The organism is Herpetosiphon sp. (assembly GCF_003512625.1).
Classification (GTDB): Bacteria; Chloroflexota; Chloroflexia; order Chloroflexales; family Herpetosiphonaceae; genus Herpetosiphon; species Herpetosiphon aurantiacus.
The window spans coordinates 49975-72312 of sequence record NZ_DOPT01000029.1; the positions used below are offsets into that span (position 1 = coordinate 49975).

A 22338-nucleotide genomic window follows, 5' to 3' on the forward strand; every position below is an offset into this window, starting at 1 on the left:
ATTAATCAACAAATGTCCTTCAATCATAAGCCTATGGATTTGCCATAGGCTTTTTTTAAGGTGTTGCCATGACCACACTTTTGGAGCAAACCCAACAACTTTTGGCCCGCATGGACGAGCGCGAACAGCAATTGGCCCTGACGTTAATCAAGCGCATCGGCAAGCACCAAGCCCATGGAGCCGGCTTTACTTGGAGTTTAGGCGTGGTGTATGAGGATGTTCAGCCTGGCTTCTCGCGTTGCTCATTGCAGATCGACCCAGGCCATTACAATCCGGCTGGTATCGCTCACGGCGGCGTAGCCTATAGCCTACTAGATACCGCCATGGGTGGCGCATTTTGGACTGCGCTCGAACGCCCGTTGGGTTGCGCCACGCTCGAATTGAAAATTAACTACTTGCGGCCAATCGTTGCTGGCACAATCATCGCTACCGCCGAATTGGTCGAACGCACCACGCGGTTTGGCATTTTGACCGGGCGGGTGGTCAACGAAGCTGGCGAATTATTGGCTTTAGGTCAAGGCACATTTGCGATTATCAATTATCCCAAGGAGTGAGCAATGCAGATCATTCTGGCCGATGTTCAACCAGCCATGGTCGCCGCATGGCAGCACATTTGTGGCGATTTGCCGAATGTCAGCATTCAGCATGGCTCAATTCTCGATTGCGCGACTGATGCCGTGGTTAGCCCCGCCAACAGTTTTGGTTTTATGGATGGCGGCATCGATATGCTCTATAGTCGTTTTTTTGGCTGGCATGTGCAAGAACGTTTGCAAACAATTATTCAACAAGCCCATTTTGGTGAGTTGTTGATTGGCAATGCAGCGCTTGTGCCAACCGATCATGCCAAAATTCCCTATGTGATTGCCGCCCCAACCATGCGTGTGCCCATGATTTTGCGTGGCACAGTCAATCCCTATTTGGCCTGCCGTGCAGTTTTGCTGCTGATCAAGCATGGACGTTTAGCTGATGGCCAAGCAATTGCTGATGTGGTTAAAACCGTGGCGATTCCAGGCTTGGGCACTGGAGTTGGGCGGGTTGAGCCAGCAATTTGTGCCCGCCAAATTCGCGCCGCGATTGAAGCCGTTAATGGGACAAACTCAACATTTCCGAGCAGTTGGTGGGAAGCCCAAGCCCAGCATCAATGGCTGTATGGGGCTGATCCACGCGATTTACAACGCGCAGAATAAGCTGAATCCTCACCAAGGATGAGCGCAAATCACCCGAAAAAACACCCATGCGGGTTCCCTCAAAAGTTTTCTTTTTTAATCTCTTTATGCTAGCATAGGGCTAATCTTTACGACCGCTATTCGTAGTTCTTGGAAAGGAAGTAGCAATGTCGCGAATCCGCGCTTCATTCCGTCTCGCCATTGTTCTATTGGCAATGTTGTTCCTCGTTGGCCCCGTTTTTGTAGCTCGGGCACACGTTAGCCCAGCCCAAACCCAAGCTCCTGCCACTCCCAACGATACTCAGTATCTATGGATTGCCGGCAGTTCGTTTCAAACCCGCGACTCAACCACGGCGTTTGAAACCACTCGTAACGTTAATAATCAACCAACTGGTTGTATTTATGCCACCAGCAGTGGCGAGTTTACCGCCCCAGTTGCCGTGCCCAATGGCGCAACGATCTTGGGCTTGGATTACTATCTCTATGATACCAGCACGACGCAAACCAAAGCTGAGTTGACCCTCAACGACAGCGATATGGTTACTCCCCGCGAATTGATCACGGTCGAAATTTCAAGCTCGGTAGGCCTGACCAACACCTACGCCCCAATGGGTGCACTCTATGCCCCGTATGTGGTCAATATGCAAACCCGTGGCTTGTTCTTAGAGTGGTTTCCCCGCGTAACCAATGCGGCCATGCAATTATGTGGTGTGCGGATCGCCTACACCGCGCCAGCCGAACCACGTCCATCGACTGATTATCTGTTTATCGTTGGCAGCACCTTGGTCAACACCAACTCTAGCACCGAACACGGCTATGCTGGGGCTGGCTGTACCTTTGTCAAAATCAACGGGCGCACGCTCAATGCCGATGTGGATTTGCCTCAAGGCAGCCAACTAACGGCGGTACGCAGCTATTTCCGCGATGTCAATAACGCTGATCTCACGGTCAAATTAATTGCCTCAAATGGCCAAGGCGTGACCAATACTCTGGCCACCCTCACCAGCCCGGTGTCGAATACAGCGGTGGTGAATGCTGATCAATCGTTGAATTACACGGTTAACGAAAGCAGCGAATCGTTGAGCGTTTTGGCCGATTTTGGTGGGGTGTTGAGCAACCAAATTCGCTTGTGTGGGGTGCGTTTCCAATATACCAACCCCAGCGCTAAGCCAACCCAAGATAGCCGCTTCATCACTGGGAGCACCTTCGTGCCCCGCCGCTCGAATGTCAGCTACACGAGCGATGCCAATGGTTGTGTCAATGTAAGCAACGAAGTTGAAGATTTGACCACCAATGTAACTGCGCCCGAAGGAGCCAAGGCTGCCCGCGTCACCTTCTACTACAAGAATGCTGCGGCAGGCCCAACCCTCAACCTCTACAGCTTTGTTGGCAGCGGCGATTTTACGTCAATCACCAGTGTACCAGTGATGGGAACGGGTACTCAGAACGCCGTCAACATCAATTATCCAATTGAAAACGCCGAAAAAGGCTTTGCCTTGGTGTGGGATGCGTCGTCGGCAAGCAGTGAATATGCCTTGTGTGGTGCGAAGATCGACTTCCTCTACACCCAACAGGTCTTCTTGCCAGCCGCTATGAACAACTACTAACTTTCAGGTTAACCAATAATGGCCGAAGTTACTTCGGCCATTGTTGTCTTTTTAGGCTGGTGGTTTATCTTTTTTAATCTCAGCCAAAATCAAATCGCGCAAAATCGGGTTGTTGACCGTATCGGGAGCTGGGGGCTTTGGCTCTGGTGGTGGGGGTGGGGCAGCAGGTTTTTCCTCGGCCTTCTTCTTTTCTTCTGGTTTAGTATCCTTACCATGAATTTTATAGATTAAGCGCTGCAATAAACGCAGATTTACCAGCAAGGCAATCGTCACAATCCCAATCAGCAACATCGTTGGGAAGCGCTCAATAAACAGCATGGCTACACGGCTACTCGCAACCCAGTCACTAATCCGAAGGTCATTGTTGTAAACATTGCCATAGCGCAAAATCAGGCTGAGCAGCAAGACCCCATTGAACAAGCCAGCACCAGCACCAAACCAGCGTGAGCGGCCTTGGGCCAGTTGCTTGCGCGAAGGCAGCAGCAATGCTCCGCCATAGCCAATGAAAATCGTACAAACCAGCAAGAGAATAATCGAAATCCAAGCGGTAGTATTGGCAATATCTTGATTAAAGCGGGTTGCATTATTCGGCCCCCAAATTGGCCCCCACAATTCGGCCAACAAGGCTCCCAACAAAATGCCAATTAATGTCATGGCCTCGCGCTGAATTCCACGGCTCGCGCCCAAAACAGTTAAGCCCAGCGGGATACCCAGCAACAATACATTGAAGACTAGACCCACAACAACCTTCCTTTGTGCTGATGGTTTTGCTACGAGCTATGATAGCACAGCCCTTGCTTGATCCGCACAACTAACAAGCGACCTTTCGAAACTCGAAAGATCGCTTGCAAACAACCAATTTGATTGGATATTTGGTTATTGTGAGTTGCCGCGAACGTAGTAGCCTTGGTCGAGGTATTGCGGGCTAAACAACACCAAATCGGTGGCATCAGGTGCTACATCAAACACCAAGGCAATGGTGAAGTTGCCACCAGGTGCGGTTTGTTTTTGGTTGATGTAGGGGAAACCACGGTTGACAAAATCGGGATAGACATTGGTAACCGCTTCGGAAGCATCAAGATTGGCGCGATAAACCCGCCCTTGGGCATCCTTCAAGACCACCAAATCGGCAGGAATCGTGCGACCGCCGAAGGTATCGGCCATCAACAAGCGTACTGCCACCCAGCGCCCTTGAGGCTGGAGATTAATCGCATTGCCATCGGCAATCAAATTACCACCAGCATAGTTGAAGAACCAGCCATCAATATTCAAAGGAATCGTACCATCCGAAGGCAAGAAGGCTGGTTGAGCACTACCCAATTGTTGATCAACTGGGAAGGCATTTGGATCAACCGTTGGCACAACCTCGATTGGTGGTGGTGCATTCGGGTCGATGGTTGGCTCGACAATCGGGGTTGCCAACGCCAAATCAACTGTTGGCGAGATCGGGCTAGTTGGGCCACCTATAACGGTTGGCTCGGCGGTACTACGCCCCGCAACTGGACCTTGATCGCCTTTCGAGCCAAAGACTTGCCACAAAATAAAGACAAACACCACCATAATGAAGATCCCAATCAAGGCGCGTTTCAAGGTAGCCGAACCTTCGGTCGTCTTGCGCTTGCCACCTTTGGGCGTAACATTATTGCTTTCAGCGGTTGCTGCCGACAAGGTTGGCGAGCGGCGCACTGGTTTTTTGGCTTCTTCGGGCTTAACTTCGATAGTCGAAATATCGACGCGTTCACGATTCATGTAAGCATCGAGATCCAAGTCATCGCCAAAATCGGGAATATCGAAATCGACCGATGAATCGCCGCCGCTACTCTTTTGGCGATCACTCATCGCATTAGAATAGCTACCCAGTGAATCCAACGACATGGCAAATTCTTCGTCTGGCGTTAGTTCGCGGGTACGCGCAGGCTCCGCTTTTTTGGCAGCAGGCGCAGGAGTTGGCTCAACGTTGCGGGGGCTTGGTTGACCCCAATCGACATCAAAATCATCAAATGCGGTAGTGGTTGCTGGCTCCACAAAAACTGGTGCAGGTTCTGGAGCAGGCGGTGGGGTTGGAGCAGCAGACTTAGCCGCAGGACCACCCAACGCATCTAAACCTTGACGAGCCAATTCATTCGACGGATCAAGTTCGGTGACTTTCTCCAGCGCAGCACGCTTTTCTTCGCGATCCTCGGCAACACCAGCCAACCACAACCATGCTTGAGGGTCGTAGGGTGTTTCGCGGGTCAGCAAACGGAAAAGCTTCCGCGCCTCTTCTTTGTCACCCGCACGCGCAGCTTCGATACCGAGCTGCAGGATGCTCTCTTTGTCTGCCATGCGGTCTCCTTGCCTGCACGTATTGTTCCAGGCACTAGCGCACAATTTGTGCCATAAGAGAGGGATACAACGGTATTGGGCGTTATTGTATCACACGCCTTAGATGCGGGCAAAGCCTATTGTTAAGAGTTAGGGGTGATTTTTTGCCAATCTCAGCTTTTGTCAAAGATCAAAATCTGTGTAGCATGACAGTAGTGGTCTTTTCGGCGCAAGCTCACAATTAAAGGAGTTGTCTATGGCTAGTCGTCCAGATTTTCGGTATGTTGCTCACACGTTGGTCGAGCAATTGATCACTGATCGCCGCGATTTACACCAGCATCCTGAACTTGGCTTCGAGGAGTTTCGTACCGCCAAAATTGTGGCTGATCGTTTGCGTGAGTTAGGCTACGAGGTTACCGAGGGGGTTGCCACCACCGGCGTTTTAGGCCATATTCCGGCTCAGCCAGGCGGCAAAGTTGCCATGTTGCGCTTCGACATGGATGCCTTGCCAATCCACGAGCAAAACGATGTCGATTACCGCTCAACCATCGACGGCAAAATGCATGCTTGTGGCCATGATGGCCATGTTGCGATCGGCTTAGGCGTGGCCGCAGCCCTGATGCAAAATCGCGAAGCGCTTGGCACAGGTGGGATTAAATTGCTATTCCAGCCTGCCGAAGAAGGCGGCGGCGGCGCTCAAAAGATGGTCGAAGCAGGCGCGATGCAAAATCCACGGCCTGATATTTCGCTTGGTTTGCATATTTGGGCACCCATGCCCTTGGGTAAAGCCAATGTGCGTTCAGGGCCAATTATGGCTTCTGCCGATACCTTTATCGTGGAAATTACTGGCAAAGGTGGCCACGGCGCTCAGCCTGAAACTACCGTCGATTCGGTTTTGGTGGCTTCACATATGGTCGTTGCGTTGCATTCAATCGTTAGCCGCAACGTTCACCCTGAACAGCCCGCAGTGCTTTCGGTTGGTTCGGTACAAGCTGGCACAGCTCATAATATCATCGCCCACAACGCCACTCTAACTGGCACAATTCGCAGCTATGACCCCGAAGCTCGCGAGCGCTTGAAACAACGAGTGCATGAAGTAGTGCAAGGCGTGGCGGCAACCTTTGGCGCAACCGCTACCCTCAAATACGATGAAATGTGCCCAGCAACCATCTGCGACCCTGCGGCAACCGCCTTGGTACGTGGTGCAGCTGAAGCGATTTTGGGCGCGGAGAACGTCGATGACAGCGTGCGCACCATGGGTTCAGAAGATATGTCGGTGCTGTTGAATGAAGTGCCTGGCTGCTATTTCTTCTTGGGCGGGCAAACCCTTGAGCGCGAGTTGGGCGCACATCCGCATCATCACCCAGCATTTAGCTTCGATGAAGGCGTATTGCCCTTGGGCGTTGCCATTTTATGTGAAGCCGCAACCCGCTATCTCAACGGGAGCAACGAATGATCCAACGCCTTTGGTTCCAACGCTTGCTGCAACTTGGCCTGATCATCAGCCTAACTGGCTGTGGTGCAACGACTGGAACACCTGTTGCCAATCCAGTTCAAACAGTTGCCGCCACGAGTGCGCCGACGATTGTGCCCTTGCCCAAGCCTAGCCTAACCGAAAGCCCCCAATTCAACGGGGCCAACGCCATGGAATTTGCCAAAGTTCAAATGCAATGGATTCCGCGCGATACGGGCACACCAGGCTGGCAAGCTAACGGCGATTGGATTGTACAGACTTTGTTGGAATATGGCTGGGATGTTGAAGAACAATTTTTCAACGTGCCCGAAAATAAAAAAGGCCGCAATATTATCGCCCGCCGTGGCACTGGACCATTGGTCTTGCTTGGGGCGCACTACGATGCTCGCCGTTACGCAGATAATGATCCCGACCCAACCAAGCGGATGCAGCCCGTACCAGCTGCCAACGATGGAGCCAGCGGCGTTGCGGTGCTGCTGGAATTGGCGCGGGTACTCAAGCCCGAACGGCTCAACGAGGAAGTTTGGTTGGTGTTTTTCGATGCCGAGGATAATGGTGGGATTGGCACATGGAACTGGACGCTTGGCTCAATCGACCTAGCTCCCAAGCTCGAAACCACGCCCAAAGCTGTGGTGATCGTCGATATGATTGGCGATGCTGATCAACAGGTCTACCTGGAGCAAAGCTCAACGCCGGCTTTACGGGCCGAAATTTGGCAACAAGCCGCCGATTTGGGTTATACCACCTTCATTTCGGAAACCAAACACCATATTCTTGATGATCATACCGCCTTCTTGCAACGCGGCTTTAGCGCCGCCGACCTAATCGACTTCGATTACCCGCATTGGCACACCACCAGCGATACGATCGATAAGCTCAGTGCCTCGGCACTAGAAGCAGTCGGTCGCACGCTCGAAGAGTGGCTCACCAAGCAGTAAACCATCTCGCGTGTCAGCATCAATGAATGATCGGTGCTGACACGTAAACCTTCCCTAACCTCATAACACGCATCGCTGCAACTCCTCGATTAATCTTGATGTTTTCTTGATCTACGCTTATAGATACCTATGCTAAGCTAACAGACGAGTTTCAAATTGGCTATAACTCATTTCAATATAAGGGTTCTTACTATGAGCGTTTTGGATCTACTTTTTGGGCGGCCACTGGCAAATGAGGATGAGGAACATCAACGAGTTGGTGTTGTAGCAGGGATTCCCATGTTAGGGTTAGATGCGCTAGCCTCGGCAGCCTATGGCCCTGAGGCAGCTTTAACGATCTTACTACCATTGGGTTTGCTGGGCATTAATGCCATAACGCCGCTCGTTGCAATTATCATCGTATTACTGGGAATCGTTTTTCTATCCTATCGCCAAACAATCACAGCCTATCCAAATGGTGGCGGCTCCTATACGGTTGCCCATGAAAATTTAGGAGTTATTCCTGGCCTCATCGCCGCCGCCGCGCTTTTACTCGATTATATTCTTGTTGTAGCAGTTGGTATTTCGGCTGGCGTAGGTGCACTCGTTTCGGCAATTCCAAAACTACAACCCTATATGCTCCCACTCTGTTTATTAATTTTAGGGTTAATAACGATTGTCAACCTGCGAGGTGTTCGTGAATCAGGGCTAGCATTTGTGATCCCTACCTATCTATTCATTGCTTGTATGTTGATTATCTTAGCCATGGGAGCTTATTTTGTAATCATGAGTGGCGGTAAGCCAATCGCTAAAATTGCTCCTGCGCCACAACCATCAACCATGACAACCTTGAGCTGGTGGCTCCTAATTCAAGCCTTTGCTAGTGGTTGTACTGCCATGACCGGGGTTGAAGCGGTAAGTAATGGGGTAAGTGCCTTCCGTCAACCAGCGACCCATTATGCTCGCCGCACCTTAACAATTATCATTGGAACATTGATGGTGATGCTTGCAGGCATTGCTTGGCTGGCTAAATCGTATCAAATTGGGGCGACCGAACCAGGCAAGGCTGGCTATCAGAGCGTTTTATCGCAACTTGTCGCTGCCGTGAGCGGGCAAGGCATCCTCTATACTCTAACAATTGGCTCTACTTTAGCAGTCCTCGCTTTGTCAGCCAATACAGGGTTTGCCGATTTCCCACGGCTCTGTCGGATTCTTGCCCACGATCATTTTCTACCCCATGCTTTTGCCTCACGCGGACGACGTTTAGTTTATAGCATCGGGATTATAGTCCTAGCGAGTTTTGCTGGGATTATCTTGATCATCTTTGGGGGGATTACTGACCATTTGATTCCATTATTTGCGGTGGGAGCCTTTTTAGCATTCACGCTTTCCCAAACCGGAATGGTGCTGCACTGGTTTAAGCATGGTGGCCTCAACGCCCGACGCAATATGTTGATTAATGGAGTCGGTGCAGTCTCAACCGGCATAACCTTGATCGTTATTTTAGTCGCAAAATTTGCGACTGGTGCATGGATTACCTTAGTCATCTTGCCAGCATTAGTTGGTTTATTTCTCGCGGTACGACGACACTATCAGCAAGTAGCCCAACAAGTACAGCTGAATATTGCCTTAGATACCAGCAATTTAACCGCCCCGATTGTGGTTATTCCGTTTGGTGGTTGGAATAAAATGGCCCATAAGGCACTACGCTTTGCATTAAAAATATCACCTGATATCTATGCTGTTCAGATAAGTACTGCTGAAGAAGCAGCAACGAAACGAGAACAATGGGAACAAATTGTACTTAAGCCAATTCAGGAGGCAGGGTTGGCTCAACCACATTTTGAATTAATCGAATCGCCATATCGGCAGTTGTTCGGGCCATTAATGCGCTTTATTCTTGATTTACGTGAGGCCAACCCTAACCGCCAAATTGCTGTAATTATCTCAGAACTAGCTGAAAATCGCTGGTATTACTATTTACTGCATAAACAACGGGGAATGGTTTTAAAAGCCCGTTTGTTTTTTGGCGGTAATGCCCAAATTATTGTGATTAATGTTCCTTGGTATTTGGAACATTAATCACAATAACGGCCTAGCCCATAGTTGTAAAGCGAGGCCGTTATAAGCTCAACGGGCGTTTTCGCCGTAGAGCCGTTGGCGCAGCGAGGTAATATCGTTGCGCAAACGGGCATCGCTGGTGAGGTCATCGGTAATTTTGTTGTAACCATGCATGACGGTGGTATGGTCGCGGCCACCAAGCAACTCGCCAATTTCAACCAGCGAGGCATCGGTCTCTTCGCGCAGCAAATACATCACCACTTGGCGCGGCAACACCACATTGCGCGAACGGCCTCGCCCCCGAATTGCCCGTTGATCGATGCCATAATGTTGTGAAACTTCGCGAAAAATATCATCAGCCGTTACCCGTTTGCGCCGACTGGTATCGAGCAAATCGGCCAAGGCTGCCGAAGCAACTTCAACCGTAACTGGCGTGCGATTGAGATTAGCATAAGCGATCACCCGATTCAAACAGCCCTCAAGTTCGCGAATATTGCTTTGAATTCGTTGAGCCAAGAAGTCGATCACCTCTGAGGAAACAGGCACTTGTAAGGTCTCGCCTTTGGCTCGCAAAATCGCCGTGCGGGTTTCGAGATCTGGGTTTTGCACATCGACAATCAAGCCCCATTCAAAGCGTGAACGTAAACGCTCCTCAAGGGTCAAAATCGCTTTTGGCGGGCGATCTGAGCTGAGCACAATTTGTTTGCCCGCGCCATGCAAGGTATTGAAGGTATGGAAAAATTCTTCCTGCGTACCTTCTTTGCCCGCGATAAACTGAATATCGTCGATCAGCAAAATATCAATATTGCGGTAGCGAATGCGAAATTCTTCGGTTTGTTGGCGACGGATGGCGTTGATCAAATCGTTGGTGAATTTCTCCGACGACACATAGAGCACATTCACTTCAGGATTTCGATCAAGCGCATAGTTGCCAATCGCCTGCAACAAGTGGGTTTTGCCCAGCCCCACTCCACCATATAAAAAGAGCGGATTATAGGCTTGGGCAGGGTGTTCGGCTACTGCCATACAGGCAGCATGGGCCAAACGATTGGATGTCCCAACGATGAACGAGGAAAACGTATAGCGTGGGTTGAGCACTGACGAGCGATTGGGATCGCCCAACGGCAGTTGGTTGAGCATTGGCGCAGCCTGATTGAAACTGGCAAAACTTGGCTCGGCCACCTCAGTTGTTGGGCTTGGCTCGCTTGGAGTTACGGCAACTGGCTCGCTTGGAGCTGGCGTAGCGCTACTGATAATCACTCGTACATTAACTTGATAGCCCAAAACCTCGCCTAAAGCACGGCGCAACACACTCATAAAACGATCTTCGATCACTTGTTTGGTGGTGACATTGGGCGCACCAATCACCGCCAAATCGTTGGCTACCGAGACCAATGCTGTGGTTTTAAGCCATGTATCGTAATCATAGCGAAGTATTTGGTTTTGCAATGTTCCGAGCGTAGTAAACCAAATCTGTTTTGTATCCAAAGCCAAAAGCTCCTCTGTGCTGGTGGGTCGTCCAACTCGCCGTTGAGTTCATCAGCCCACAGGAGAGTCGTTGTATCGATGTAGGCAAAATGTAGCTTGCATGATAGCGGATAGTAGTGTTTCTTGGCAAACTCAGCACAGCGTTGCGAACCCGATGTGTATAAGCCAAGGTGTGGATATGTGGAAAACTAGCATCGGGCAATTGCCAAATACCTTATTTTGCTGATTAGAATCCGCTAAACGTATGGATTTAACGCTTGGGATAGGATGTTGATAGCTAGTGGAATGCTGTGGAAAACTCCACAAAAATGGAGACCTTGCAGTCTCCATTGATCGGATTGATTTAAGCAGCACGTTGGTCATTTTTGCTGCGCTTGGAATTATTGCGCCGCATAAGGTTGGTTGAGCCACAAACATGACACTTGGCATTGTGCGGCAATGGGCCAGAAATTTGCATTTCATGATTACATTTTTTGCAGATCAAGGCCTCGCTAGCGAAATCGCTTACATCTTCATATTGCGCGGTATTAATCATTTTCGGTTTGAACAGCTTCATTAAATGCCTCCTTCGGCATGTGGCGTTGCTGCTTTTACTATAGCCAGCCACGCTGCCGAAGGCGACCCATGAAGATGACAAATCAAGAACATTTGTGGATTTCTTAGCCCTTTCGTATAAGAATAGATTCTAGAATATGTTTGGCGACCATGACGCTTCGTTGTTAATCGAAATCTATTGGAAATCACCACCCTTCCGTCCCGCCTCAAGGCGGGAAACGCAGGGGTTTTCATCCCCTGCACCCCATATATGTATCTGCTGGAATGTTATTACGTTTCCTTACCCCGACCTTTGCGATCTTCGTCGCCTTCGCGGTCGCTGGTTGCTAATTCCTAGCTGCTGGCATCTCGTTCCGCTATCGCTTGTACCTCTAAGGCATTCAACAATAAAAAGCCCCTCTCCCACCGAACGCAGGAGAGGGGTTGGGGTGAAGGCAGCTTGTGCCTATTTCACTACATACGGCATATACACCAGCCATTCATCATCATCAACAATTGTGACGCTGATGGTAGCTGTGCCAAGCGTGAGATTGCTGGGATTGCTGATGGCAACGCTAAAGCTTTCGTTTGGCTCCTTCACCCGATCGCCGACAATTGCCACACTGACGACCTTTTGGGTTTCGCCAGCAGCAAAATTGAGCATCAAATTTTGGCCGACAAAATCACTACCAGCGCTGGCCGTGCCCGCTGTCGTGGCAAATTGTAGGCTGCTAGCCCGCCCACTCGCCGCCGAAAGCGTCACGGTAAATTGTAAGGTTGTGGTGATGCCAGAGCCTTCAACCACGCTGTTGAGACCACTCAAGCTAGCGCTTGGGGTTGGGTCGTTATCAACAATGGTGGCTGTGCCGTTTGAGCCAAGCGTTGCGCCACCTGTCGCGCTACTCAGAACGAGGGTAAAGGTCTCATCAGCCTCATCCACGAGATCGCCAAGCACAACCACGGTCACGGTTTTGCTAAGTTCACCAGGCGCAAAACTTAATGTACCAGCGGCGGGTGTAAAGTCTGTGCCACTGGCTGCCGTTCCAGCTAAAGTTGAATAGTTCACGGTTACAGCGGTAGCGCTAGGGTTGGATAGGCTGACGTTGAATACGGCGTTAACGCTGTTGGCATCGCCTTCGGTAACGTTAATGGCATCAGCATTGATCGTTGGCGCACCATCGTCGTCGATGATTGTTGCAACTGCATCAGGAGCCAACAAGCTAGCATTTTGCGGATTGCTCAGCGTCACGGTGAAGGTTTCGTTGCTTTCATCGATCAGATCACCATTGACATTGACAATAAATCTTTGGGTTAGCTGGCCTGCCGGAATCGTCAAGGTGCCGCTGATCGTGGTGTAATCGCTGCCGCCAAGCGCTGTATTGTCGTGGGTCGCATACTGGACACTAATTGCTTGGCCGCTGATTGCCGAGAGCATCAAGCTAACCGTCAATGGTCGCGTGCCACTATTGCCTTCTTGCATAGGCGGCGCAACAAAGTTGATTATTGGAGCAGCATCATCGTCGAGAATAACCACCGTACCAGCACTCCCAACCGTTGCATTGACTGGGTTGCTCAATTCAAGCGTGAACGACTCATCGCTTTCATCAACCATATCGCCTTGGATAAACACATCGACGGTTTTACTAGTTTCACCAGCGGCAAAGCTTAATGGACCACTGCTGATCGCAAAATCGCTGCCAGCACTCGCCGAGCCTCCCACAGTCAGATAATCAACCGTGATTGCGCTACTGCTAGGGTTACTCAAACTGATATTGAGCGTGACGGTTACGCTGCCGCTATTGCCTTCGGTTACTTCGCCATTGGCCACATTGAGCACAGGCGTTGCATCGTCGTCGAGAATCGTGGCAACTGCTTCATCATTGCTAATTGTGGTGTTGACGGCATTGCTCAAGGCCACGTTGATCGTTTCGTCTGGCTCGTCGATCAAATCGCCAACCACGGCAATTGCAATTGTTTTGCTGGTTTCGCCTGGAGCAAAATTGAGTGTGCCAGTGATCGTAGTGTAATCGCTGGATTCGTTGGCAGTGCCATCAGTTGTGATAAATTCAACACTAATTGGCAAATAGCTGGCATTCGAGAGCGTGACTGGCACATTGACTTGGCCTGGTGCGCCGCTGCCTTCATTCGCACTTGCTTCATTCACGCTGATGCTTGGAGCAGTGTCGTCGTTGGTAATTGTGCCAATGCCTTGGCCATCGCCGATTGCCGCGTTGGTGGCACTCAACAAATTGATAAAGAAGCGTTCGTTGAGTTCAAATTGCGTATCGCCGTGAACGTCAATCGTCACCGGAATACTCAAGGTATTGGCTGGAATGGTGGCGGTTGTGCTTGCTGCAGTGTAATCATTGGGCGCAATCGCTGTATCGTCAGCCGTTACATAATCGACGACAACTGGATTAGGACTAACTGCCGATAAGCTCAGGGTAAAGTTGAATTGGGTAATGCCGCTGTTGCCTTCGGTTAATGTTACATCGTTGACGCTCACGCTGGGCAAGTTGCCTACCGATGAACAGCGTGAGAATTCCGAGGTGTTACCGCTGCCATCGACGGCGGTTGCGGTTACCCGTTGGCCCAGTGCCACAGTCGTGGTCAAATTGGCGGTGTAAGAAATTGCTCCGGTTGGGCCTGTGTTGATTGCAAACGAGCCAATGTAGCTTTGACCTTCGCCAAAGTTGCTTGGATCGCACGCGCCTTGGCTATAGAAATCGAGGGTCAAGGCCGTATTGGTTGCGCCAATATACGAGCCAATAATTTGGGTTAAGCCCCCACCCGAGCTGGTCGATTCAACAATTGGATAGTTGAGCAGATTGTTTGGCCCAGTATCGCTATCGTTGGCATCATTGGCAGTTACGCCATCGCCGTTAGCATTATTGTCGGGGCCAAGATCGATGCCCAAGCGATTGTTGCTGAAAATGCTATTGCGCTGAATCCGTTGGGTCGTGGCAACCGCTGCGCCTTGGGTAATCAGCACCCCATTTTTGGCATTGAAGGCAATCACGTTGCCAGCACCTTGAGCCGAGCCGCCGATGGTTGTGTTCGTGCCAGCCGCGACCCGCACGCCATTGAATTGGTTGGCGACCCCAGTTGGGCTAGCTGGCGGAATAAAGGCGTTCGTGCCGATGTAATTGCCTTGAATCACATTGCCCGACGAGCTTGAGGTGAAAATATTAATCCCATTATTGCCATTGCCTGAAATCACGTTGCGCTCGCCGATGGTTGTACCACCAATTTGCGTGTTACGTGCACCGTCGAGCTTGATGCCATCGCTGACATTGCCTAAGGCTCCGTTGCCATTCAGGGTTGTGCCAATGTAATTGCCCTTGATGATATTACCAATCGCCGAGCCGCCGCCAATCACAATCCCGTTGCTATTGGCTGAAATCAAGTTGCGTTCGGCAGTGGTCGTACCGCCGATCGTGTTACCACCAACATTGAAAATATAGACCCCAGCCGAGCTATTGCCCAAGGCTGAGCCACCACCGTTGTTGGTACCGATGTAGTTGCCCGAAATTTTGTTGTTGGTAGCGCCAGCTTCGATAATTGCCACGCCATCGCTGTTGTTGCCCGAAATGACGTTGCGCTCAGCCGTCGTGCCACCAACCAAGGTATTGGCGGTGCGGTCGATAAAGACCCCGCGCTGGGTATTGCCCACATCGAGGGTTGCCCCAATGTTCGTACCAATAAAGTTACCTTGAATGCGGTTACCCAACGGTGCAGCTGTCACATTGACCAACACACCATGTTCGAAGTTACCCGAAATGACGTTGCCCAATGTGCCAAATGTGCCACCAATTTGATTATTATCGCTGGCGATGCGCACGCCGCTTTTGCTATTGCCAAGCGCTGCGTTGCTACTCAGCATCGTACCAATATAGTTATTTTGGATGGTGTTTGCATTCGCGCCAGCCACCAGCGTGATGCCATCGCCATCGTTGCCCGAAATCAAGTTGCGCACATTCGAACCGCCGCTGCCGCCAATTAAGTTGTTGGCAGATTCGACTCGCACTCCCGATAAGCTATTGCCAGCATCGACCGTACCTGAAGCATCGCTGCCGATGAAATTACATTCGAGCGTATTGCCGCCGAGGGTTGCCAAACGCACGCCGTTGCCAGCAAAACGATTGATCACCAACCCACGAATCAGGCTACTGCCGCCTGTTACGTCCAAGCCATTGGCACTTGCTCCTGCCAACGAACCATTTAATTCGATCAATGGGGCATTACAGGCAGCGCCCGCTTGGCTCAAACCATCGAGAATCACCGGAGCACTAATCGCTGGCAAGGCCGTCGTTGGCGAGATGGTGCGCACACCGCTGCCAAGCAAATTAAAGCGAATTGTATCGGTTTGCGGGGTTGAATTGGCTAAAGTGATCGCTTCACGCAGCGAACAATCGAACGTTGTACAAGCTCCATCATTAGTATCCAAATTGGTGCTAACCAAAATTGGCGATGTTTGGATGCTGTTGGTTGCTTCAAATGCGCCAATATCCAAACGGCCTTCGCGCACTCGCACAAAGCCAGGCCCACGCTGATCGGTCGTTGGGGCTGCAATAGGCGCAGGATCGCCAGTGTTGTAGGCAGGGCTATTTTGCAGCAATGCTGCTGTTGGCGTACCACCACCATTATTCAGCACATCGCCTAACACTGGATCTTGGCCAGTGATGTTGGTGGCAGTTGTGCCGCCAAAGACCGCGCCACTTGGCACTGTTTCGATCAAATTGTAGCCATTTGAAGTAATTGTTTGACCAGTGCCAACCCCAAGATCAGCGCTGGTAAGGGTGGTATTGGCAGCGCGTTGAGTATTATTGGCAACAATCGTGTTATACAAACTGAGGCGTAAAGCCGGCTGGCCGGCGGTAGTAACCCCATTGATTACTCCACCAACCGCCGAACCACTGCTATTCGAGGCAGCGTTGTAGGCGATCGTGCTGTAGTAAACATCGATCATACCATTATTATCGTTGTAGATTGCTGCCCCAGCCTTGCCACGGTTATAAGCAATCGTGGTATTGGTGATCGCCGTGGTTAGGTTAGCCGCAGGATTTTGAATATTAACGTGGTGAATGCCTGCGCCCAATCCCAATGCACCACTACCTGTCACCCCACCCGAAGTGCTGGTGACGGTATTGCTCAACACAGCGCTATTGACGATAGTGGTGATACTGCCGCTGGTGCTAAATCCACCGCCATTATTTGGCGCAGTATTGCCGCGAATCACACTATTGTAGACCCTGAGCACACCGGCGATCCCGCTGGTACGTTGGTTGCGCAAGCCCCCGCCGTTACCACTGGTGCCAGCAGTGCTCGAAAGTACAGCAGTGTTGCTGATAACAACCGTGCCACCTTGGTTAAGCACCGCACCGCCGTTGGTAATGCCCGAGTTGGGCGCTTTACCACGTTGCAACGTCAAGTTGTAAATTAAGAGATTGGCTGACGTGACATTAACATTGAAAATCCGTGAGGCGTTGTTGCCATCGATTTTCAGGCCAGGCGCGGCGGCTCCATCGATCACCACCAAGCGTCCAACGGTCAATTCGCCAGCAGTTAACGTGATTGTTTGGCCCGCCAAACTTGGGTCGAATAGGATTGGCGAACATGCTGCATTCGCCAAGGCTGCCCGCAACGAGTCAACTGGCGGCGAAACAGCATCGTTGGTGTTGGTAACCGTACAAGCAGCGCTTGGAGCACTCGCAGAACTGGCTTCAGGAAGCTGTGGTGCTGCAATGCGTGCGGCTGTTGGTTGAAGCGGAACAACAAATAATGCCAACAATAGTGCCAAATTAAGCACCAATGCACGACGACGAACCTGCATGCGCAAGGCTCGCCCTTGATCAGGGGATTGGAGCATACAAACCTCTTGCTAGACTCTCAAAGAGCAACCCTGCACTGAGCGTCATTACTCTTGAGGCCAAATGAAGGTGGAGCAGATCAGCGCAACTTCAGCGTAGTTTGTTTGCCATGACTAATATATGCCGCAGGTTAGTACGAAGAGTAGCAGTAACAAATGACTAGGGTACTACGGAAGTGCATAGCGATTATATTCTAAGGCTATATCAATTGCTAGGGAAAATTTTATTAAAATGAGAGCGAGGATTCAGGGGCTAGGGGTTTGGCGGTTGGAATTTAACGCAGAGGTGTAATGATGACTATGGGCTATAGGAACATTTTTTGGAATTTCAAACGATCTCATAGCCTATAGCTGTCATGGTAGGTTGTTAACCATGATTTGGGTGGGAGTACCGCCGATTGACATTCCCTCACCCCCTTAGCCCCCCTCTCCCGCAGAGCGAGGAGAGGGGGAACCATCAAAACAAACGCCCCTCGCCCGCCGCCGTGGGAGAGGGGTCGGGGGTGAGGGAATGAACCATTACATATAGCCTATAGCCAAACCCCACTCTGCGCCTTTGCGTTAAATTTCCCTTGATTATTTGTTAGCGCTACTTTTGCCTTTTGATTTCGGCCTTTTGACTTTACTTAAAATCCACGGCGGCGGGTTTTGAGCACGGCAATTTTGGTCGAATGATTAAACGGTGAGGGATTGGTGATTGGTTTGCTAAGCCGCGTTGTTGGGTAGCCCGTAAAATCTTCAGCGATATCAATATATTGTTCAACCTCAACGTAGCCATCGGCACAAATTTTTTCAAGCAAGGCGAGATATTCTTCGCCGCTCAAGAATAGGGCATTGTTGATTGCGATAATTGTGCCGTTGTGCTCCATCAAAGGCCGCACTCGATTGAGCACCTTAGTGTAGTTTTGGGTCAAATCGACCACCCCATGGTCGGTGGCAGCAAACATCGGCGGGTCAACAATCACACAATCGAACAACTCGTCTTTGCGTTTGAATTTATTCATGTGCAGCCAAAAATCGTCAGTTTGAAAATCGGGTTTATGAATTGGAAAGCCATTCAGGGTGTGCGAGGTTTTGGCCACATTCAAAAAGCGCCGATTACGGTCGGTTTGTACTACCCGTTTGGCTCCCGCCGCCACCGCCGCCACGCCTAAGCTTCCCGTATAGGCAAAGGTGTTGAGCACCGTTTTATCGGCCAAATTAGCCAAAATCCACTGGCGCAAGTTGCGGGTATCCAAATACAAGCTGGCATCGCGGTTCATAGTCAGATCAAGCGCGTACCAAACTCCATGCTCACGGATGCGCGTCGCCAAACTTGTGCCATAGCGCAAAACCCCATTTTGAGCTGTTTCATCATCGCTATGGCGGGTTTTGACTAAAATTGCTTCGAGCCATGGCAAGCGAGTTGGCAACCAGGCCAGCACTTGCTCAACCAAGGCCTCGCCTGCTTGGGGCGGGTCGGCATAGTTATGCACCACCGCTGTGGTCGCATACAGGTCGATCACAAGTTGCGGCTCGCCCTCAAGAAACCCATTGAACAAGCGCAAGCCTGCCTGATGGCGTTCGTCAAACAAGCTTTCACGAGCAACAATTGCCCATTCTATTCGATCAGTCAAAGTCACGACTGGCATAATTCATCCTTAATTGCTGTCAACAGATCGTTGGCGTTATGCTATTTTAACCGAAATACAATTAAGGATCGAATTGGCTCAAGCCTTGTTAAATTAAAATAGCGCAGTGGATTAACACCGCGCCATTGATCAACGGATTATAGGCTAATTGCCAAAGAGCAATTGGAATGGCAGCGTGATCAAGTAGCAGATAAATGGTACGCCAAAAATCACCAAGGCGATAATAATCGGCGTGCCTGCTCGCTTGCCCGTAGAATCAGGAATCAAGGCCCAGCCAATCAAATAGGCTAAAATCCCTGAGCCGACAAATAAGCCAAAAAACACCAGAGCAATCCGCACAATCAGCGGATCAATCCCGAAATAGCGGGCGATCCCAGCACAAACGCCAGCAAGAACCCGGCCTTCATTTGGTCGAACAAGTTGACGTGATTGATACGACATTTGTAGCTCCTAACACACGAGAACGTTTTAATTTTATACTATTGCCGCGCTTATGGCGAATGACGTGGCTGTAAGACGTAATGACCCTAGCAAAAGTTTCAGATGCCTAGACAAAGGAGTCAGCCTGTGGCAACACCTGCCAAACGCTCATTGCGTGATCGTCCACCCCTTCAGCGTTGGTTTATTCTGTTTTTGCGCTTCTTGTTAATTGTTGTGCTCTTGCTGCTGTTGGCCAGCGGCGGCGGCTATCTCTATTTGCGCCGCTCGTTGCCAACCACTGCAGGAACCCTGACCCTCGCTGGCCTCGCGGCTCCCGTCGATGTGTTGCGCGATCAATATGGCGTGCCGCATATCTACGCCCAAAGCGAAACCGATGCCCTGATGGCCTTGGGCTATGTTCATGCTCAAGATCGGCTGTGGCAAATGGAGTTTCAACGCCGCATCGCCCGTGGTACGCTCTCCGAAGCTTTGGGCGAAACCACGGTCGAAACCGACCGCTTTTTGCGCACGCTTGGGGTTTATCGCGCTGCTGAAAGTGCTTACGTAGCGCTCGATCCGGCTGCTAAAACGATTGTTGATGCCTATGTTAGTGGTATCAACGCTTTTCTGGCTGAGCACAGCGGCGGCGAACTTTCGCCTGAGTTCACTTTAGTTGGGGTCGAGCCGGAGCCATGGGTCGGCGCTGATGTGCTGGGCTGGGCCAAAATGATGTCGTGGGATTTGGGCGGTAATTATTCGACCGAATTGCTGACCATGGAATTGGTTGCCAAATTGGGCAGCGAAAAAACCAAAGATCTTGTGCCCCACTATCCGAGCGATGGCCCGCTGATTGTGCCAAATCCCAGCGGTGGTAGCCAAGCTGAGCAATTGTTGGCATTAAGTCGGCGAGTTGAGCAAGGCCTAGGCATCGGTGGTGGCAATATTGCTGGTGTTGGCTCGAACAATTGGGTGATCGGCCCGAGCAAATCAGCCACAGGCAAACCCTTATTGGCCGACGACCCGCACTTGAGCTTTCGCACGCCCTCAATTTGGTATATGGCCGAGGTCGAAGGTGGCGATCTGCACTCGGTTGGTGCGACGATTCCCGGGTTGCCTGGGGTGATTGTTGGCCACAACCAACGGATTGCGTGGGGCGTGACCAATACTGGCCCTGACGTTCAAGATTTGTATCGCGAAACCCTCGACCCAACTGGCACTCAAGCCATGTTCAAGGGCAGTTACGAACCACTGACGATTATTAGCGATACGATTCGGGTCAAAGATAAAGGCAATCTGCCGCTGACGATTCGGGTTAGTCGCCATGGGCCATTGATTTCTGATGCGCTGAATGCCAATAACGCCGACGACCCCGATGCGCCGCAACGTGAAGCCTTGGCCTTTCGCTGGACAGCGCTCGACCAAACTGATAACACCATCAATGCCTATTTGGCGATTAACAAAGCCCAAAATTGGCAAGAATTTCAGGCTGGTTTAGAAAGTTATGTTGCGCCAGTTCAGAATTTTGTCTTTGCTGATGTTGATGGCAATATTGGCTATATGGCACCTGGCCATATTCCAATTCGTGCCAATGGTGATGGCACAATGCCGGCTGATGGGGCTTCGGGCGACTACGAATGGACGGGCTTTATTCCATTTGAGCAATTGCCCCAAAGCTATAACCCGCCTCAAGGCTATATTGCGACGGCGAATAATAAAGTTGTGGCCGATAGTTACCCGTATTTTCTCAGCCACGAGTGGGCCACACCATTTCGCGCCCAACGCATTACCAAGTTGATTGAGGCCAAACCAACGTTAACTATGGACGATATGGCCGCGATTCAGGCCGATGTGCATTCGACCTATGCCGAGGAATTATTGCCAGTTCTGCTAAATTTGGTGCAACCAACCAGCGATCAACAGCGCCAAGCCATCGCCATGCTGCAAAATTGGAACTACAGCACCGCAGGCGATCAACCAGCCGCCAGCATTTTCGAAGCTTGGACCTATTATTTGACCGTGCCGATGGTTGGCGACGAATTGGGCGAACGTTTGCTTGAAACCTATGGTCAGCGCCGCCAACTGATCGATTTGGCGATTCCAGCGATGTTGCAAGACCCCAACAACTCTTGGTGTGACGACGTTACCACGACTAGCAGCACTGAAAACTGCAATGCAATTGTGACCCAAGCGCTTGATGTGGCACTCAAAGATTTAAGCTTCCGCATGCAAGATAAACCGATGGAGCAATGGCGTTGGGGCACAATTCACCTTGCCTTGTTCCCGCATAACCCGCTTGATGCGATTGGGCCGTTGCGGGGCTTTTTCAGCAAAGCAATTGAAAGTGCTGGCGATGGTAGCACGGTTAATGTTGGCCATGTTGCCGATGGCGAGCCATTTGATCAAGATCGTGGGCCAATTTATCGGCATATTGTTGATTTAGGCGATTTTGCCAATAGCCGCATGATCAATGCACCTGGCCAAGCAGGCCATTTTCTATCGCCGCACTACGATGATCTGCTCGAACGCTGGCAAAAAGTCGAATACATTCCTATGACCTATGGCCGCGCCGCAGTCAGCGCTGGCGAGGTGGAGATGTTACAATTACAACCCTAGGACATAAAGGAAGGTTTTCGCATGCCCTCACCCCAGCCCCTCTCCCACTGCGGCGGGCGAGGGGAGTTACACCCTTCATGCTACGGTGGTTCCCCCTTGTTTAATCGGCGGGAATGGGGCTAGGGGTTACTTTCAAGGATAGGTTTTCGCTGTGAACCACGGCAATGTTGGTTCATCAATGAATGCATAATTGCCTCTGATTGTCCTTGAGGGGGTGCAGAGGGATTAAAGCCCCCTGCGTCTCCCGCCTTGAG

14 protein-coding genes are annotated in these 22338 nt (G+C 50.9%); 7 read left to right on the forward strand and 7 right to left on the reverse strand.

Annotated features, from left to right (window positions below; genetic code table 11):
* Positions 1-68 precede the first annotated feature (68 nt).
* The 3 genes from DEF47_RS06800 to DEF47_RS06810 all read left to right on the forward strand — a co-directional run bounded on the left by DEF47_RS06800 (position 69) and on the right by DEF47_RS06810 (position 2773).
* Complete coding sequence (locus tag DEF47_RS06800; protein WP_012187569.1) at positions 69-554, forward strand: PaaI family thioesterase; 486 nt, start codon at positions 69-71, stop codon at positions 552-554.
* Positions 555-557: 3 nt separating this feature from the next.
* A complete protein-coding gene (locus DEF47_RS06805; RefSeq protein ID WP_012187568.1) occupies positions 558-1187 on the forward strand; it encodes a macro domain-containing protein in 630 nt (209 codons plus the stop codon).
* A gap of 146 nt (positions 1188-1333) precedes the next feature.
* A complete protein-coding gene (locus tag DEF47_RS06810) occupies positions 1334-2773 on the forward strand; it encodes a hypothetical protein (RefSeq protein ID WP_012187567.1) in 1440 nt (479 codons plus the stop codon).
* Between the two features lie 51 nt (positions 2774-2824).
* On the opposite strand, the gene DEF47_RS06815 is transcribed toward DEF47_RS06810, so the two are convergent.
* Together DEF47_RS06815 and DEF47_RS06820 are read right to left on the reverse strand one after the other, a co-directional pair.
* Positions 2825-3514 carry a CvpA family protein gene (locus tag DEF47_RS06815; protein WP_012187566.1) on the reverse strand — a complete coding sequence of 230 codons (690 nt, stop codon included), beginning with the start codon at positions 3512-3514 and terminating at the stop codon, positions 2825-2827.
* Positions 3515-3649: 135 nt separating this feature from the next.
* On the reverse strand, positions 3650-5098 hold the full coding sequence (locus DEF47_RS06820; protein ID WP_012187565.1) for a tetratricopeptide repeat protein: 1449 nt from the start codon (positions 5096-5098) through the stop codon (positions 3650-3652).
* A gap of 235 nt (positions 5099-5333) precedes the next feature.
* Between DEF47_RS06820 and DEF47_RS06825 the strand changes: the two genes are divergently transcribed.
* The 3 genes from DEF47_RS06825 to DEF47_RS06835 all read left to right on the forward strand — a co-directional run bounded on the left by DEF47_RS06825 (position 5334) and on the right by DEF47_RS06835 (position 9550).
* Positions 5334-6533, forward strand: a complete 1200-nt coding sequence (locus DEF47_RS06825; protein WP_012187564.1) for a M20 metallopeptidase family protein — start codon at positions 5334-5336, stop codon at positions 6531-6533.
* Positions 6530-7489 carry a M28 family peptidase gene (locus tag DEF47_RS06830; RefSeq protein ID WP_012187563.1) on the forward strand — a complete coding sequence of 320 codons (960 nt, stop codon included), beginning with the start codon at positions 6530-6532 and terminating at the stop codon, positions 7487-7489. Before DEF47_RS06825 ends, DEF47_RS06830 begins: the two co-directional genes overlap by 4 nt.
* Before the next feature lie 192 nt (positions 7490-7681).
* On the forward strand, positions 7682-9550 hold the full coding sequence (locus DEF47_RS06835; protein ID WP_012187562.1) for an APC family permease: 1869 nt from the start codon (positions 7682-7684) through the stop codon (positions 9548-9550).
* A gap of 48 nt (positions 9551-9598) precedes the next feature.
* Here the strand turns inward: DEF47_RS06835 and dnaA are convergent, their stop codons facing one another.
* The 5 genes from dnaA to DEF47_RS06860 all read right to left on the reverse strand — a co-directional run bounded on the left by dnaA (position 9599) and on the right by DEF47_RS06860 (position 19492).
* Positions 9599-11017, reverse strand: coding sequence for a chromosomal replication initiator protein DnaA (gene dnaA, locus DEF47_RS06840; protein ID WP_012187561.1), 1419 nt, complete (start codon positions 11015-11017; stop codon positions 9599-9601).
* Between the two features lie 343 nt (positions 11018-11360).
* The gene (locus tag DEF47_RS06845) at positions 11361-11573 is read right to left on the reverse strand and encodes a zinc ribbon-containing protein (protein WP_041305015.1); all 213 of its coding nucleotides are present in this window, start codon (positions 11571-11573) and stop codon (positions 11361-11363) included.
* A gap of 444 nt (positions 11574-12017) precedes the next feature.
* Positions 12018-17420, reverse strand: coding sequence for a beta strand repeat-containing protein (locus DEF47_RS06850; protein ID WP_012192517.1), 5403 nt, complete (start codon positions 17418-17420; stop codon positions 12018-12020).
* Positions 17421-18046: 626 nt separating this feature from the next.
* Positions 18047-19051 (reverse strand): class I SAM-dependent methyltransferase, encoded by a 1005-nt coding sequence (locus DEF47_RS06855; RefSeq protein ID WP_012192516.1) that lies wholly within the window; start codon positions 19049-19051, stop codon positions 18047-18049.
* Between the two features lie 144 nt (positions 19052-19195).
* The gene (locus DEF47_RS06860; RefSeq protein WP_012192515.1) at positions 19196-19492 is read right to left on the reverse strand and encodes a PspC domain-containing protein; all 297 of its coding nucleotides are present in this window, start codon (positions 19490-19492) and stop codon (positions 19196-19198) included.
* Positions 19493-19618: 126 nt separating this feature from the next.
* Here DEF47_RS06860 and DEF47_RS06865 point away from each other — a divergent pair, with 126 nt between their 5' ends.
* The gene (locus DEF47_RS06865; RefSeq protein WP_012192514.1) at positions 19619-22084 is read left to right on the forward strand and encodes a penicillin acylase family protein; all 2466 of its coding nucleotides are present in this window, start codon (positions 19619-19621) and stop codon (positions 22082-22084) included.
* Positions 22085-22338 lie beyond the last annotated feature (254 nt).

Bases quoted from the DNA above. Each gene is read 5' to 3' on its own strand.
- DEF47_RS06845 (WP_041305015.1), bottom strand. From the start codon at position 11,573: ATGAAGCTGTTCAAACCGAAAATGATTAATACCGCGCAATATGAAGAT.
- DEF47_RS06855 (WP_012192516.1), bottom strand. From the start codon at position 19,051: ATGCCAGTCGTGACTTTGACTGATCGAATAGAATGGGCAATTGTTGCT.
- DEF47_RS06825 (WP_012187564.1), top strand. From the start codon at position 5,334: ATGGCTAGTCGTCCAGATTTTCGGTATGTTGCTCACACGTTGGTCGAG.
- DEF47_RS06820 (WP_012187565.1), bottom strand. From the start codon at position 5,098: ATGGCAGACAAAGAGAGCATCCTGCAGCTCGGTATCGAAGCTGCGCGT.
- DEF47_RS06805 (WP_012187568.1), top strand. From the start codon at position 558: ATGCAGATCATTCTGGCCGATGTTCAACCAGCCATGGTCGCCGCATGG.
- DEF47_RS06835 (WP_012187562.1), top strand. From the start codon at position 7,682: ATGAGCGTTTTGGATCTACTTTTTGGGCGGCCACTGGCAAATGAGGAT.
- DEF47_RS06850 (WP_012192517.1), bottom strand. From the start codon at position 17,420: ATGCTCCAATCCCCTGATCAAGGGCGAGCCTTGCGCATGCAGGTTCGT.
- DEF47_RS06810 (WP_012187567.1), top strand. From the start codon at position 1,334: ATGTCGCGAATCCGCGCTTCATTCCGTCTCGCCATTGTTCTATTGGCA.
- DEF47_RS06800 (WP_012187569.1), top strand. From the start codon at position 69: ATGACCACACTTTTGGAGCAAACCCAACAACTTTTGGCCCGCATGGAC.
- DEF47_RS06860 (WP_012192515.1), bottom strand. From the start codon at position 19,492: ATGTCGTATCAATCACGTCAACTTGTTCGACCAAATGAAGGCCGGGTT.
- DEF47_RS06830 (WP_012187563.1), top strand. From the start codon at position 6,530: ATGATCCAACGCCTTTGGTTCCAACGCTTGCTGCAACTTGGCCTGATC.